14 protein-coding genes are annotated in these 13,575 nt (G+C 70.5%); 8 read left to right on the top strand and 6 right to left on the bottom strand.

What is annotated here, in order from left to right; genetic code table 11:
- Positions 1 to 30: 30 nt before the first annotated feature.
- The 3 genes from AMYNI_RS0142430 to AMYNI_RS0142420 are packed head-to-tail and all read left to right on the top strand — an operon-like array spanning position 31 to position 2,231.
- Entirely contained in the window at positions 31 to 336 is a 306-nt protein-coding gene (locus AMYNI_RS0142430) for a hypothetical protein (RefSeq protein ID WP_026361608.1), read from the top strand.
- Positions 337 to 385: 49 nt separating this feature from the next.
- A complete protein-coding gene (locus AMYNI_RS0142425) occupies positions 386 to 1,645 on the top strand; it encodes a nucleotide sugar dehydrogenase (protein ID WP_020674234.1) in 1,260 nt (419 codons plus the stop codon).
- Positions 1,646 to 1,697: 52 nt separating this feature from the next.
- Complete coding sequence (locus tag AMYNI_RS0142420; RefSeq protein ID WP_020674233.1) at positions 1,698 to 2,231, top strand: EF-hand domain-containing protein; 534 nt, start codon at positions 1,698 to 1,700, stop codon at positions 2,229 to 2,231.
- Positions 2,232 to 2,278: 47 nt separating this feature from the next.
- Here AMYNI_RS0142420 and AMYNI_RS0142415 read toward each other — a convergent pair whose 3' ends face one another.
- The 6 genes from AMYNI_RS0142415 to AMYNI_RS46885 are packed head-to-tail and all read right to left on the bottom strand — an operon-like array spanning position 2,279 to position 7,948.
- Positions 2,279 to 2,707 (bottom strand): DUF6917 domain-containing protein, encoded by a 429-nt coding sequence (locus AMYNI_RS0142415; protein ID WP_020674232.1) that lies wholly within the window; start codon positions 2,705 to 2,707, stop codon positions 2,279 to 2,281.
- Complete coding sequence (locus AMYNI_RS0142410; protein WP_020674231.1) at positions 2,707 to 3,645, bottom strand: Gfo/Idh/MocA family protein; 939 nt, start codon at positions 3,643 to 3,645, stop codon at positions 2,707 to 2,709. Before AMYNI_RS0142410 ends, AMYNI_RS0142415 begins: the two co-directional genes overlap by 1 nt.
- Complete coding sequence (locus AMYNI_RS0142405; protein ID WP_020674230.1) at positions 3,645 to 4,733, bottom strand: Ldh family oxidoreductase; 1,089 nt, start codon at positions 4,731 to 4,733, stop codon at positions 3,645 to 3,647. The genes AMYNI_RS0142410 and AMYNI_RS0142405 overlap by 1 nt, the downstream gene beginning before the upstream one ends.
- Positions 4,730 to 6,022 carry a M20/M25/M40 family metallo-hydrolase gene (locus tag AMYNI_RS0142400; protein ID WP_020674229.1) on the bottom strand — a complete coding sequence of 431 codons (1,293 nt, stop codon included), beginning with the start codon at positions 6,020 to 6,022 and terminating at the stop codon, positions 4,730 to 4,732. The genes AMYNI_RS0142405 and AMYNI_RS0142400 overlap by 4 nt, the downstream gene beginning before the upstream one ends.
- On the bottom strand, positions 6,016 to 6,897 hold the full coding sequence (locus AMYNI_RS49500; protein ID WP_020674228.1) for a sugar phosphate isomerase/epimerase family protein: 882 nt from the start codon (positions 6,895 to 6,897) through the stop codon (positions 6,016 to 6,018). Before AMYNI_RS49500 ends, AMYNI_RS0142400 begins: the two co-directional genes overlap by 7 nt.
- Complete coding sequence (locus AMYNI_RS46885; protein ID WP_020674227.1) at positions 6,887 to 7,948, bottom strand: Gfo/Idh/MocA family oxidoreductase; 1,062 nt, start codon at positions 7,946 to 7,948, stop codon at positions 6,887 to 6,889. The genes AMYNI_RS49500 and AMYNI_RS46885 overlap by 11 nt, the downstream gene beginning before the upstream one ends.
- A gap of 224 nt (positions 7,949 to 8,172) precedes the next feature.
- Here AMYNI_RS46885 and AMYNI_RS0142385 point away from each other — a divergent pair, with 224 nt between their 5' ends.
- The 5 genes from AMYNI_RS0142385 to AMYNI_RS0142365 are packed head-to-tail and all read left to right on the top strand — an operon-like array spanning position 8,173 to position 13,567.
- Positions 8,173 to 9,408, top strand: a complete 1,236-nt coding sequence (locus AMYNI_RS0142385) for a DegT/DnrJ/EryC1/StrS family aminotransferase (protein ID WP_020674226.1) — start codon at positions 8,173 to 8,175, stop codon at positions 9,406 to 9,408.
- 5 nt (positions 9,409 to 9,413) lie between these two features.
- Entirely contained in the window at positions 9,414 to 10,553 is a 1,140-nt protein-coding gene (locus AMYNI_RS0142380) for a DegT/DnrJ/EryC1/StrS family aminotransferase (protein ID WP_051116650.1), read from the top strand.
- A 31-nt stretch (positions 10,554 to 10,584) separates the two neighbouring features.
- Positions 10,585 to 11,256, top strand: a complete 672-nt coding sequence (locus tag AMYNI_RS0142375) for a class I SAM-dependent methyltransferase (protein ID WP_245574123.1) — start codon at positions 10,585 to 10,587, stop codon at positions 11,254 to 11,256.
- Positions 11,256 to 12,224 (top strand): UbiA family prenyltransferase, encoded by a 969-nt coding sequence (locus AMYNI_RS0142370; RefSeq protein ID WP_020674223.1) that lies wholly within the window; start codon positions 11,256 to 11,258, stop codon positions 12,222 to 12,224. The genes AMYNI_RS0142375 and AMYNI_RS0142370 overlap by 1 nt, the downstream gene beginning before the upstream one ends.
- The gene (locus tag AMYNI_RS0142365) at positions 12,224 to 13,567 is read left to right on the top strand and encodes an FAD-dependent oxidoreductase (protein WP_020674222.1); all 1,344 of its coding nucleotides are present in this window, start codon (positions 12,224 to 12,226) and stop codon (positions 13,565 to 13,567) included. The genes AMYNI_RS0142370 and AMYNI_RS0142365 overlap by 1 nt, the downstream gene beginning before the upstream one ends.
- The last annotated feature ends 8 nt before the right edge of the window (positions 13,568 to 13,575 follow it).

The raw sequence follows: 13,575 nt of genomic DNA, 5'->3' as shown, positions 1-13,575 counted from the left end.
GAAGTATCTTGTGCCGAAAGGGGAGTTCCCATGCGTAGAATTGTTTCTTCAACGATCGCGGTGGCGGCCAGTGCGCTGGTACTGGCGGCTACCGCGACGCCCGCCTCCGCGGCAATCGGAAAGGTGACCGTCTTCGAGACGGAATTCCAAGAGGTGACAGAATTTCGCAATCCTGACGGCTGTCACAAACTGCCGCTGATGGCGCACGTGCTGGTCAACGACACCAACGACACGGTGCGGATCTACGGCGACCCGTTCTGCCTGACCCCGTCGCTGACGGTGCAGCCGGGGTACGGATCGCATGTCGTCGCGGGGAGCGGGAGCTTCTCCGCCTGAGCAGCTTTCCGCGGTGACCACGGGTTTCTCCCGCTCCTGGAGGTAAAGCATGTCCGTTGACCTCGCCGTGGTCGGCCTCGGTTACGTGGGTCTTCCCCTGGCCAGACAGGCCTGCGACGCGGGGCTGGCCACCGTGGGGTTCGATATCGCACCCGCCGTCGTGGAAACGCTCAGTTCCGGGCGGTCGCATGTGCACGATGTCTCCACCGACGATATCGCCAGAATGAGGGAAACAGGATTCACCGCGAGCCTCGACCCGGCGATAATCGCCACCGCGGATACCGTGGTCATCTGCGTGCCGACCGGCCTTTCCCCGGAAGGCGCCCCCGATCTCGGCGCGGTGCGGGCGGCGGCCAGGACGGTGGGCGCCCGGCTGCGCCCGGAAATGCTGGTCGTCCTCGAGTCCACGAGCTATCCGGGTACCACCGAAGAGGTGCTGCTGCCGATTCTGGAATCGGTCAGCGGAATGGCTGCCGGCAAGGAGTTCCACCTCGCCTTCTCACCCGAACGGATAGACCCGGGGAACCGCCGCTTCACGGTGGGCAACACCCCGAAGATCGTCAGCGGGGTCACCCCGTTGTGCGCGAAGTACTGCGCGGCCTTCTACGGCCGGTTCATCGACACCGTCGTGGTGGCCAGGGGGACCAGGGAGGCGGAGATGGCGAAACTGCTGGAGAACACCTACCGGTACGTCAACATCGCGCTGGTCAACGAGATGACCGTCTTCTGCGAGACGATGGGCATCGACGCCTGGGACGTGCTGCACTGCGCGGGCACGAAACCGTTCGGGTTCGCCAGGTTCAAGCCGGGGCCCGGGGTGGGCGGGCACTGCATCCCGGTCGATCCGCTGTACCTGTCCAGCAAGGCGCAAAGCGAAGGGTTCACCTTCAGCCTGCTTTCCGCCGCGCGGGACGTGAACGACGGCATGCCCGGTTACGTGGTCGGCCGGGCGGCCGCGATGCTGGCGGGGCAGGGGATCGACCCCGCCGACGCCGAGGTCCTCCTGCTCGGAGTGACCTACAAACCAGACGTCCCGGATGTCCGGGAGTCCCCCGCGGCCGGTGTCGCGGAAGGACTGCGGGCACTGGGTACGACCGTCGCATATCACGACCCGTATGTGGCGGAGTTCGCCGTGGCAGGGGGTTCGATCGTGGGATCGGCCGACCTCCCCGCCGCGCTGGCGCGTGCCGATCTGGCCGTGCTGCTCCAGGACCACGCCTGTTACGACAGCGCGGTCCTGGCCCGGCTGTCGCGCTCCCTGCTGGACACCAGGGGAAAAGTGGCCGGCAGCCGGGTGGAAATGCTGTGACGGGAAAACCTGTCGCTGTCGAAACCATAGTGATGAAAGGGCTCAATTCCTCATGACTACTGCGATCGCGAATGACCGGCTCAAGCAGCGCTTCGACAAATGGGACGTGAACGGGGACGGCGTGCTGGAGCGCGCGGACTTCACCCAGGAAGCCGAGCGCATCGTGTCGGCGTTCGGCAAGAGCATGAACTCGCCGGAGGGGCAGGCCACGCTGAACGCGTTCACCGGCCTGTACGAGTACCTGGCCACCCAGGCGGGGGTGGGACCTAGCGGCTCCCTCACCGAGGACCAGTTCATCGCGGTGAACGAGAAGCTGATCTTCCAGGACGGTGAGTCCACTTTCAACCGGGTGCTCCGCCCGGTGATGAAGGCCGTGGTCGGACTCTGCGACAGCGACCACAACGGCCAGATCGACGCGAACGAATTCGCCCAGTGGCTCAAGGGAATCGGGGTGAGCGAGTCGCAGGCGAGGTCGGCGTTCCAGCAGATCGACACCAGCGGTGACGGGCAGCTGTCCGTGGAGGAGCTGCTGGCCGCGGTGCGGAACTTCCACTTCGGCAAGCTGGACGTGGCCCTGCTCGGCTGAGCCCCGCACCCGGTGCCCCGGAACAGTTCCGGGGCACCGGGTGCGGATCAGCCCGGTAGCCCGGCGGGAACCCCCGCCGGGCTGAAACCGATCCGCTGTTCCGGCCGCAGGTCGAGGTCCTTGCCGCTGACCGGGGTCTCGGTGGCGATCAGGATGTTGTAGTGGTTGGGAAAATGGCAGGCGTCGAAACCGAGCACGGTGCCGATCAGCCTGCCGGAGATCCAGAACTCGTCACCGCGGTCGATCACCCCGGCGCAGTCCAGCTCGGCGAAACCGAGGAAACCGACCCGGTCGATCCGCGCGCCCGCGGCGGTCTCCCGGTGGTCGGTGGTGACCAGCTCGTGCAGTTCACCCCGCCGCACGCAGCGGCTGGCGTGCGGCTCCAGCGTCATGCCGCGCTCGGTCCGCCGGTGCAGCAGCACCTTGACCAGCACGCCGTGCACCGGTCGTTTCGCGCCGTTCTCTTGTTGCGCCATCACTTTCCTCCGGTGCTGCTTCGGGTGCCGGCGTGTTCGATCCGGTAGGTGGCGTCGACCAGTTCCAGTGCGGCGAGCCCGCCGTGCACCGGCTCGGCGGTGCCGCGCCGGAGCACCGTTTCGGCGAAATCGGCGGTGATGCCGAGATACTCGTGCCAGAGGGAGTTCTTGAAGCCGGGATGGCCGTGGAGCAGATCGGCGCGCGCCACGCCGCCGTCGGCGAACCTGAGCTCGAGATCCTTGCGCTCACCGGGATAGGACCAGTCGAGCTCCACGCTGGCGGTGGCGCCCTCTTCGGATTCCAGCTCGATCACCGCCTGCCGGTCGATGCCCTGCCCATCGCGGGTGACGTCGGCCTCGGTGACCCGGACGTCGCCGAGGAACAGCCGGACCAGGTCGAAGGCGTTGGGGCCGTTGTCGGCCACGCAACCGCCGCCGCACCGGCCGGCGTCGAGGTACCAGGTGTCCGCACCGATGTGCTCCTCGATCCGCTCGAAGTAGCGCGCGGTGATCGAAACGATCGGCGCTTCGTGCGAGGTCTCCAGCAGCGCCAGTGCGTTCCGGTTGTGACGCCGGTGGAACGCGGTGTACAGCGGCACGCCCAGCGTGCTGGCCAGTCGATCGAGCACCCGGCCTTCGTCGAGCGAGACCGCCAGTGGTTTCTCCACGCACACCGGCAGTCCGGCGTTCAGCACGTCCCGGCACACCGCGGCGTGCGTGTCGTTGGGCGTGGTGACCACCACGGCGTCCAGTCCCTCGTTGCCGAGCATGACCTGATGGCTCGAATAGCACGGCACGCGGCCGAGCAGGGTGGCCAGCGCGTCGGCCCGAAGGTCGCAGACGGCGGCGAGCGTGACCTGCGGCAGCCGTGAGATCGCGGCCAGGTAGAACTTCGAGATGACGCCGAGGCCGACCACCCCGATCCGGAGCGGGCGCATCAGGAAAGCCCCAGTTCGAGCAGTTCGCGGTACAGCGGCGACGACAGCGGGACGCCGTCGCGGAGGTTCACCGCCGCCCGTTCGGCCTCCAGCCAGCCGGGGTAGCGGACCGGGTTTCGCGGGTCCAGCGGCGGGCAGCCCAGCAGGCTGCCGAACAGGAGGCTCGCGGCCTCGGCGAAACCGGCGTCGGGCCGGAGCTTGGCGGGGGAGAAGGCCAGTGCGAGGAAACCGATGTCGTCGTCCCGGCCGGCGTCTCCGGCCAGTGCCTCCGGGGTGGGGCCGAGTTGGGCGCCTGGCAGCAGCGCGGCCAGCACCTCCACCGCGAGGCCGAGGCCGAAACCCTTGTAGGCGCCGGTTTCCGCGCTGCCGCCGAGCCAGTGCAGATGGGCTTCACCGCGGTCGAACGCGGCCGGGTCGGTGACCGGGTCGCCGTGGTCGTCGGACAGCCAGCCCGCCGGGACCGGCGAGCCGGCACGGGCCGCGGCGCGTACCCGGCCGGTGGGCACCACGGTGGTGCTCATGTCGAGTACGAACGGATGACCGTCGAGCGCCGGGGCGGCGATGCTGAGCGGGTTGGTGCCGAGCATGGGCAGCGCGCCGCCCGGCGGGCGGGCGATCCGCTGGCCGCCGCAGTTGCTCGCGACCAGCCCGATCATGCCGCGCCGGGCGGCGATCGCGCTGTGGAACCCGGCGCAGCCGAAGTGGGTGGCGTTGCGCACCGAGACCAGCCCGATCCCGTGCCGTTCGGCGCGGTCCGCGGCCGAGCCCATCGCGTCGGCCGCGGCCCAGAGGCCCAGCGCCCTGTCGGAGTCGAGTACCGCACAGGCACCGAGGTCGGTGCGGACCACCGGCTCGGCCGCCGGGTCCACCCTGCCCTCGTCGAACAGCGGCAGGTAGAGCCGCGACAGGTTGCACAGCCCGTGCGAACCGAGCCCGGCAAGGTCGCCGTAGCAAAGCGCCTCGGCGGCAACGGCGGCGCGTTCGGCCGGCACGCCACGATCGGTGAACACCTTGGTGGTGAAGGAAAGCAGGTCTTGGTAGGGCACGTGGGCGAGCGCAGGGGCGGGGAGCACCGGCTGCTGGGTCATCGAGCTTCCTTTCGGTGGGCACGGGCGAAGCCGGTGAGCAGCCCGGTGACGGCGGTCGCGAAGGCGTCGAGTTCGGCGAGTTCGGCGAACTCCCCTTCGGCGTGCGCGTTGTTCTTGTCCAGCGCGCCGGGGCCGAGGATCACGGTGAAGGCCCCCGGCCGGCCGTCCATCCAGATCGCGTCACAGGTGAAGGCCGGTTCCCCGGCGGGCCACGGAGCCACCCCTGCGTGTTCGGTGAGCAGCGCTTCGAGCGCGGGGTCGTGCCCGGACAGGCAGGGCAGACCGCGCTTGTGCCACTCCAGGCTGGTGATCTCGGCGGCCTCGGCGGCGGTACGACCGAACTGTGCACTGCCGGCGAACCGGGCGCCGAACTCGGCCAGGCCGGTGCCGAACGCTTGCTCCACCCGTTCGGCCAGCCGGGCACCCGCCGCCGACGAGGCGTAGGACAGGTTCAGCAGCAACCGTCCGCTGCCGTAGACCCGGTTGTGCCGGTCACCGGTGTGCAGCCCGGCGACGCAGAGCGCGCCGGCCGGATCCGCGTCGTCCAGGGTGAGCGCGAAGTGCCGGGCCAGCGAGCCGAGCAGCACGGTGGCGTTGTGCCCGGCGCCGGGCCGATCGTCGATGGCGCCCTGCCCCCGCACGCGAACGCAGGCCGTCATCGACGCGGTGGCACTGGTCAGGTAGCGCAGGCCGGTCGGCTCGCAGAAAACGTTGAGCCGCCCGTAGAAACCCTGGTCGAGCAGCGGCCGGGTGCCGATCGTGCCCATCGCGCCGCCTTCCTCGCCCGAGACGGCCTGCACCAGCACCGCGACGTCCCGGCCGAGCGCGGGCTCGGCGGCCGCCGCCGCCCGGATCCCGGCCAGCAGCGCCACCGCCGGTCCCTTCGCGTCGATCGCACCGCGTCCGGTGAACCGGAAACCGTCGAACCCGACCGGTTCCAGCCCGGCGACCGTGTCCAGGTGCACGTTGAACATCACGGTCGACGCGGGCGGCAGCTTCGGGCCGAGCCGCAGCACCAGGCTGGGCTGCAGGTCGAGGAAGCCGGGTTCCGCGGCGGCCTCCCGGACGGCCAGCGGCACCGCCGGCCCGGCGGTGTGCTCCTGGCCCGCGCAGGCGTGGCGCACCACGCGCAGCCCGATCCCGGCCGCCGCGTCGGCGTACTCGCACTGGGCGCGCCACAGCTCGGCCGGTGGTTCCCCGTGGCCGGCTTCCAGCGGCCCGATCGTCGGTATGCGCAGCAGTCGCAGGAGGAGTTCCCGGTCGCCCGGCAGCAGTTCGCCGGTCACCACGCGGCCGAGCCCGCACGCCGGTCCAGCACTTCCGCAACGTCCTCGCTGACCAGCCGCTCCAGCCGCCGGCCCGCCGCGATGAACCGGTCCGTCGCGGCGTCCTCGTCGCGCCGGCCCTCGTGCGGGAGCACCGAGAGATGCGGTTCCAGGGAGAACAGGCCGCGGTAGCCGTTGGCCTGCAGCAGGCGGAGGCAGTCCGCCACCCGGGAAAGTCCCTCGCCGGGCAGGGTGTAGCGCGGGCCGTCCTGGGTCGGCACCGCGTCCTTGACGTGCACGTGCTCGACCAGGCCGGCCACCTCGGCGAGCAGGTCGTAGGCGTGGTAGCCGTGCGCGATGCCGTTGCCGGTGTCGAACAGCAGGCGCAGCGCCGGGCTGTCGACGGTGTCCAGCAGCCGCACCGCGCGCTCGGCGCTGGCCCCGGCCCAGCCGGAGCAGTTTTCGTGCAGCAGCACGATTCCGGCCCGTTCGGCACGCTCGGTCAGCCTGCTGACCCGGTCGAGTACCCGGTGCCGCCATTCGGATTCACCCAGGCCGTCCGCCGGGTACGACATGATCCGGACGTACCGGGTGCCGAGCCGGGCGCACCACTGGCTGAGGGTGTCCAGTTCGGCCAGGTCGTCGGCGAACGGGGCGGTGGCCGGCCGTGCCCAGCTACCGATCCGCGAGTCCAGGCACACCACCGAAAACCCGGCCCGGTGCACGGCGGCTTCCACCGCCCGTGCACCGGCTCTGTCCAGTTCGGCCAGCGGGAGCCCGTCCACCGTGCGCAGTTCGAGGTGCCGCCAGCCGAGTGCGCGCAAGGCCGAGATCTGCTCGGCGATCGGCTTGCCTGCCTCGTCGCCGATCCCGGCGAACCGCGCCGCTTCAGCCGACATGCTGCGGCACCGCCCGGCGCTGATCGGGAACGTCGGCGGAGGAGTTGCCTTCGCAGTGGCTCTTCGCGGCGCACAGCAGGCGGACCGTCTCGTGATGCAGGTCGAACTCGTCGTCCGGACTGTCAGCACGGTCCTGGCCATTCGCTGGACCGGTCAGCCGCCGGTAGGCACCGAAGAAGAAGGCGCTCAACGCGTCGTCGCGGAAGACCGTGTGCTCGTGCCGGTCCGGGGTCCGGATGGTCAGCTGCGCGTGGTCGTCCTCCTGGCTCAGCGGGTAGTTCGCGGTGACGGTCCCGTGTTCCAGCCGCAGCGTGATCCGCCGTTCCCGCCGTGGTGAGGTGAGGTCCGACGCGAACTCACTGTGCGCCCCGTTGGTGTGCGCCAGCGTCAGCCGCGCGCCGCCGAGACGCGGGATGTCCCGTTCCGCGCACCGCAGGGTCTGCCAGCTCGCGTTCACCAGTTCGGCGGGGCCGGCCAGCCGGAGGGCCACCGGCAGTGCGTGCGGGATCTCCACGTCGAACGCGGTCGGGTGACCGGAGGTGGTCAGGGAACGGTGGAAACGGGGTTTGTGCTGATGCACGGTGAGCGAGCGCAGCGCGCCCAGCTCTCCCGAGCGGACGATCTCGGTGAGCCGCCGGGTGAGCGCCGCGGCCAGCCAGGGCGCCACCACCACCAGGCCGAGGCCGTACTGCTCACGGATTCGCCGGATCCGGCGGAGCTCACGGCCGTGCGTCGCGATCGGCTTCTCCAGCACGAACCTGCCGAAGCCCAGCGGCGCGAGCTGGTCGAGCAGCCGCGAGCGCGACCCCGGCGGGGTGCACAGGTGGACCACGGTGGCCGCCGGATCCAGTAGCGGCAGGGCTCGCTCGATCGAGCGCACCGCGACCACTCCCGGTGGAAATCTGGTGCTTTCGGTGACCGGATCACAGGCCACGATCGGCTTTCCGGTGGCCATCGGTCCCGGGGTCGCCGAGTCGCGAATCCTGGCCAGTACCGGTAAATGCAGGCCGGCGCCGGAGCGGCCGAGCCCGATGACGAGGGTCTGCAACATGGTTCTCCGTAGATCGGGGCCTGTGCATGGGGGCATCGAGGGGCATCGGGGGCATAGCGGACCTTGCCATCGGCAGTATCGGTTGTGCCGCAGTGAAAGTTAAGGTCCGTGGGCGCTCTGACCGCAAAGGGTGAAAACCGCGCCGGAGGCAGGCCGGTGTCTTCTGCGCGCAGGCGGAATCGGCTACGTTGAGTTTTCGCCGTGATCATCCAGGGGTAAGGGGAGTGGTCGGCTTGTCCGGCAGACTGATCATGGAAGGTTCCCGTCCGGTGAACGGCGGCGAGGCTTCCCGTTCGACTGGCCGGCGCGACGTTCCGTTTTTCACCCAGGCGGAGACCTTCGCCGATCTCTGGCCGTTGATCAGTGCCCGTATCGGCGAGGTTTTCGATAACGGAAAATTCTCGCACGGAAAACAAGTTGAAGAATGGGAACACCGGCTCGCCGAATACACCGGCGCCCGGTACGCCATCGGGGTGAACAGCGGGACCGACGCACTGGTCCTGCTGCTGCGCGCTGCCGGGCTCACCCCCGGTGACGGCGTGCTGGTGCCCGCGTTCTCGTTCGTGGCGTCCGCGTCGTCGGTGGTGCTGGCCGGCGGGCGGCCGCGGTTCGCCGACATCGACCCCGGTACCTACGCGCTCGACCCGGCCGCCACCGAGGCGGCGATCACCGGGGACACCCGGTTCCTGATGCCGGCGCACCTGTTCTGCCAGCAGGCGGACATGGCGGCACTCGGCGGCATCGCGAGGCAGTACGGGTTGCGACTGCTGGAGGACAGCGCGGAGGGCATCGGCATGCGCCAGTCCGGGGTGCACGCCGGACTGCACGGCGACGGCGGGGTGCTGTCCTTCTTCCCGAGCAAGACGCTGGGCGCGCTCGGCGACGCCGGCGCCGTGCTCACCGACGACCCGGTGCTCGCCGAACGGGTGGCCGCGCTGCGCCACCACGGCCGCCGCGGGCGCACCCTGGACCATTTCCCCGGTATTTCCCACGAGACCGCCGAGCCGGGGATGAACAGCAAGATGGACGATATCCAGGCCGCCGTACTGCTGGCCAAGCTCACCCGGCTGGAAGCGGATATCGCTCGCCGGGCGGAGCTCGCCGAAGCGTACTCCGAACGTTTGGCCGATATCCCGGGAATAATCCGGTTGCCGGGGGTGGTGGACCGGGGACCCGATTCCCGCGGCGTCTTCTACGTCTACCTGATCGAGGTGGAGAACCGGGACGAATTGGTTTCACACCTGGCCGGCAACGGGATCGGCACGGAAACCTACTATCCCGTTCCACTGCATCTTCAGCCCTGTTTCGCGGACCTCGGCCACCGCCGTGGCAGTTTCCCGGTGGCGGAGGCGGCCTGCGCGCACGCGGTCGCGCTGCCGCTCTACCCCGACCTCCGCTCGAGCGACGTCGACCTGGTCTGCGCGGAGATCCGGGCCTTCTACGGCGGGAAAGCCTCGTGACCGGCCTGGAACTCCCGTTCTTTCCGGCCGATCAGTTCGGCGCGGACCGGAGCCTGCTGCTGGAGGTGATCCGCGAGATCGGGCTGGACGCCGAGCAGCGGTTCATCCTGGGCCGGCACACCGCCGCCTTCGAGCGGATGCTGGGCGATTCGCTGGGTGTCGCCGACGTGGTGGCCTGCGGCAGCGGAACCTCGGCGCTGACCATGGTGCTGCGGGCGATGGAGGTCGGTGCCGGGGACGAGGTGGTGGTGCCCGCCTTCGGCTGCGCACCGCTCGCGGCCAGCGTGCTGAACGCCGGTGCCACCCCGGTCTTCGCGGACATCCTGCCGCACACCATGGTGGTCGACCCGGCCGCGATGGCGGCGCTGATCGGCCCGCGGACCAAGGTGCTGATGCCGGCGCACATGTTCTCCGTGCTGGCCGACCTGCCCAGGATCGAGGAGCTCGCGGCCCGGCACGGAGTCCGGTTGCTGGAGGACTCCGCGGTGGCGCAGGGTGCCGTGCTGCGCGGGCGGCCTGCCGGAACCTGGGGCGACGCCGGGGTTTTCTCGTTCGTGCAGGTTAAGTCCTTCGGCATGCCGGGGGAGGGCGGCGCGGTGGTCACCGGGGATCCCGCGCTCGGCGAGGCGGTGCGCCTGCTGCGCAACCACGGTCAGGACGGCGTGCACCGGTTCGTGCACCACCGGATCGGCTACAACAGCCGGTTCGACGAGATCCAGGCGGCCTTCCAGCTGCGGCGGTACGCAGGGTTCCCGGCCAGGCTGGCCAGGCGCGCCCGGATCGCCGAGTACTACACCGAACGGTTCGCCGGGCTGCGCGAGGCCGGGGTGCTGCCGCCGCCGTCGGGCCGGGACGGGCGCTGCTACTACGTCTACTGCCTGCTGTGCGAACGCCGCGACGAGCTCAAGGAATGGCTCGCGGAACGCGGGATCGGCGCGCATGTCTACTACCCGCTGCCGCTGCCCCGGCAGGCCGCGTTCGCCGCACACGCCATGCCCGGTCAGCAGTGGCCGAACGCCGAGCACGCCAGCGCCCGGATCCTGGCGCTGCCGGTCTACCCACAGCTGTCCGACGCCGAGGTCGAGTGCATCGCGGACGCGGTCTGCGAGTTCGCCATGCGGCACGCGGCGTTGCCGACCCCTTGAATACCGCGAAATCTGAGAAGGAGCCATCGCCTTGCGATCGATTGTGGAAGAAGCCGGTCCCATCACCGACGAGGATCTGGCGCGAGAATGGCACCGCCGCGCCGAGCGTGACGGCCTGGCGCGGGTGATGCGGGCGTCCCAGTCACGGGTGCTGAACACGCGGGTCACCGCGCTGACCAGAAGGCTGGTCGGAGACTATCTCGGGGTGGTGGCCGCGGAGCTGGGGCAGCCGGTGCGGTCCGCGCTGGAGATCGGCTGCGGGGTGGGCAGGCTGACCCCCACCCTCGCGCGGCACGCCGGGCAGGTGACCGCGGTGGACATGACCCCGCGCATGCTTGACGAGGCAAGGGCGAGCTGCGCATTTCTCTCCAATGTGGAGTTCATGCTGGCGTGGGCCGAGCAGATTCCCTGGCGGGCCAAGCGGTTCGACGTCAGTGTCAGCGTCTGGACACTGATGCACGTGCTCGATCAGGACCGGCTGGCGAAGATCTGCCGGGCACTGGCGACGTCGAGCCGGTACCTGGTGCTGATCGAATACGAGCACGCCGGGGTGGCGGCCAGCCGGTGGTGCCGGGTGCGTTCGCTGGAGGAGTACCTGGCGCTGCTGCCCGGTTCGCGGCTGGTGGCGCGCCGCGGCCTCGACTACGGCGGCGACCGCTCGGCCGCCGCGCTGATCGGTTTCGCGGAGCAGGGAGCGTTGTGATGACCAGTGGCACGGAAGCCCGCCGCGGCGCGGTCAAGGGGCCGCGACCGGAGAGCAAGCTGCGCAGCTACACCCGGCTGGCCAAGCTGGACGTGTACGACTACTACCTGAGCATCCTGGTGGTGCTGTCGGCGGTGCTGCTGCCGCTGGCCGCCTTCGACTCGCGGGTGCTGCCCACGCTGGTGGTGTTCCTGGCCGGCGAGATCCTGGTGACCGCCGCGATGGTGGCGCTGGACGACGTGACCGGATACCACGACGGCAGCGACGCGGCCAACTACGGGCCGGACACCCCGACCAGGCGGCTGCTGCGCAAGCCGTTGATCGCCGGCACGCTGACCCCGGCCGAGGCGCTCCGGTTCGCCTGGCTGGCCGTGGCGGCCGGTGGCGCGCTGTGGGTGCTGGCGGTGCTGCTATCCCCGAATCGTCCATTATGGACTCTCGTGTTGATCGTGGTCACCTTCGTGCTGATGCCGCAGTACTCCTACGGGATCAAGCTGAGCTACCGCGGGTTCCAGGAGCTGTTCCTGGTGGCGCTCGGGGTGGCGCTGGTGCTCGCCCCGTACGGGCTGGTGGCCGGGCAGTTCTCCGGTTTCGTGCTGGTGCAGGCGCTGATCTTCGGGATGGGCCCGCTGCTGTTCGGGGTCTACTCGAACACCAATGACATCGCGGGCGACCGTGCGGTCGGCCGGCCGACGGTCGCGGTGCTGGCCTCGCCGAAGGGCAACGCCAGGTTCGTCTTCGCGCTGTCGGTCGCCGAATTCGCCTTCGGTGCGCTCGGCTCGCTGACCGGGCTCGCGCCGTGGTGGTTCGTGCTGGTGATGCTGCCGGCCACCGCGATGCGCGCGATGCAGTACCGGATGGGCTTCCCCGGCGGGGACATCATGAGCGCCCGCAAGCTCGGTTTCCGGGTGCACCGGCTCAACGCGGCGCTGCTGATCGTGGCGAACCTGATCCAGGCCGGTGCCTGATGGGCCACGACCTGGACGTGGCGGTGGTAGGTGCCGGGATTGGCGGGCTCGCCGCCGCGACCGAGTTGCGGCGGGCCGGACTGTCGGTGCGGGTGTACGAGTCGACGCACCGGGTCGGCGGGCGGATGGCCAGCTTCCGGCACCAGGGTTACACCGTGGACGAAGGCGCCGAGCAACTGTCCGCGAAGGGCTACCGCGCCACCTGGGAGCTGCTGCGCCGGCTGGACTTTCCGTTGTCCGACGTGCCGAAGATCGGCAAGGCCATCGCGGTCTGGCGCAACGATCGCGCCCAGCCCGGCGTCTCGGACCCCGGCGGCCTGCTCACCGGCGCCGGCCTGTCGGTGCGGGCCAGGCTGGACCTGGCGCGCTTTCTCGTGTGGACCGGCCGTCGCCACCGGGAGTTCGACGCCGACCGGCCGGAGCACACGCCGCTGGGGGAGCGCACGGTGGCCGAGTACCTCCGGTCCCGCCATCCCGATCTGCACGACTACCTCTTCCAGCCGGTGGCCGGTGGCTTCTTCGGCTGGGACACCGCGCGCTCGGCGGCGGCGCCGTTCGCCTGCCTGATGCGCGAGGTCGGGAACGCGTCCGGCTGGCTGACCTACGCCGACGGGATGGACACCCTGGCCAGGCGGCTGGCCGAACGGCTGGACGTGCGCACCGGCAGCGAGGTGCACCAGGTCGTCGCCGGCCCGGACTCGGCGAGGCTGGTGCTCGACGAAGGCACGGTCACCGCGCGTTCGGTGCTGCTCTGCGTGCCGGCCCCGGTGGCGGCGCGGATCTACGTCAACCCGCCCGCCGCCGAGGCGGAGTTCCTGGCCGCCTGCACCTTCACCCCGATGCTCAAGGTCAGCTGCCTGCTCGACCGCCCGCTCGCCCCGGAGTCGAGCCGGCCGATCTACGCCCTGCTGACCCCGTCGGCGGAGGACGAGGTGCTCTCCGGCTTGATCATCGACCACGCCAAGCACCCGGCAAGGGCACCGGCCGGCGCCGGGCTGCTCAGCCTGATGGCCGCACCGGGCGCGATTCCGGGGCTCTTCGGCGCTTCGGACGCCGACGTCATCGGCAGGCTCACCGAGCGGGCCGAGCGGTACGTGCCCGGGCTCGCGATGGCGACCAGGAAGAACTTCGTGCACCGCATCCGGCACGGGCTGCCCGAGGCGACCCCGGCGGCGTTGCGGCTGCGCGCCGGGTTCGCGGCCCGCCCGAACGGCCCGGTGGACTACGCAGGCGACTGGGTGCTGCTGCGGCCGAGCAGCGAGGGCGCGGTGCGCGCGGCGGCACTTGCCGCCTCGCGGGTGCTCAGCCGGAACGTGCCTGTGCGAGCGCGGGAGGCAGTGTGAAGCCGTAC

It is taken from the genome of Amycolatopsis nigrescens CSC17Ta-90 (genome assembly GCF_000384315.1).
Taxonomy (GTDB): domain Bacteria; phylum Actinomycetota; class Actinomycetes; order Mycobacteriales; family Pseudonocardiaceae; genus Amycolatopsis; species Amycolatopsis nigrescens.
The sequence above is the reverse complement of the archived record's forward strand: the minus strand, read 5'-3'. Positions and strand labels throughout refer to the sequence as shown.

Excerpts from the sequence above, each read along its gene's own strand:
- AMYNI_RS0142425 (WP_020674234.1), top strand. The coding sequence starts at position 386 with ATGTCCGTTGACCTCGCCGTGGTCGGCCTCGGTTACGTGGGTCTTCCC.
- AMYNI_RS46885 (WP_020674227.1), bottom strand. The coding sequence starts at position 7,948 with ATGTTGCAGACCCTCGTCATCGGGCTCGGCCGCTCCGGCGCCGGCCTG.
- AMYNI_RS0142365 (WP_020674222.1), top strand. The coding sequence starts at position 12,224 with ATGGGCCACGACCTGGACGTGGCGGTGGTAGGTGCCGGGATTGGCGGG.
- AMYNI_RS0142410 (WP_020674231.1), bottom strand. The coding sequence starts at position 3,645 with ATGCGCCCGCTCCGGATCGGGGTGGTCGGCCTCGGCGTCATCTCGAAG.
- AMYNI_RS0142430 (WP_026361608.1), top strand. The coding sequence starts at position 31 with ATGCGTAGAATTGTTTCTTCAACGATCGCGGTGGCGGCCAGTGCGCTG.
- AMYNI_RS0142420 (WP_020674233.1), top strand. The coding sequence starts at position 1,698 with ATGACTACTGCGATCGCGAATGACCGGCTCAAGCAGCGCTTCGACAAA.
- AMYNI_RS0142405 (WP_020674230.1), bottom strand. The coding sequence starts at position 4,733 with ATGACCCAGCAGCCGGTGCTCCCCGCCCCTGCGCTCGCCCACGTGCCC.
- AMYNI_RS0142370 (WP_020674223.1), top strand. The coding sequence starts at position 11,256 with ATGACCAGTGGCACGGAAGCCCGCCGCGGCGCGGTCAAGGGGCCGCGA.
- AMYNI_RS49500 (WP_020674228.1), bottom strand. The coding sequence starts at position 6,897 with ATGTCGGCTGAAGCGGCGCGGTTCGCCGGGATCGGCGACGAGGCAGGC.
- AMYNI_RS0142415 (WP_020674232.1), bottom strand. The coding sequence starts at position 2,707 with ATGGCGCAACAAGAGAACGGCGCGAAACGACCGGTGCACGGCGTGCTG.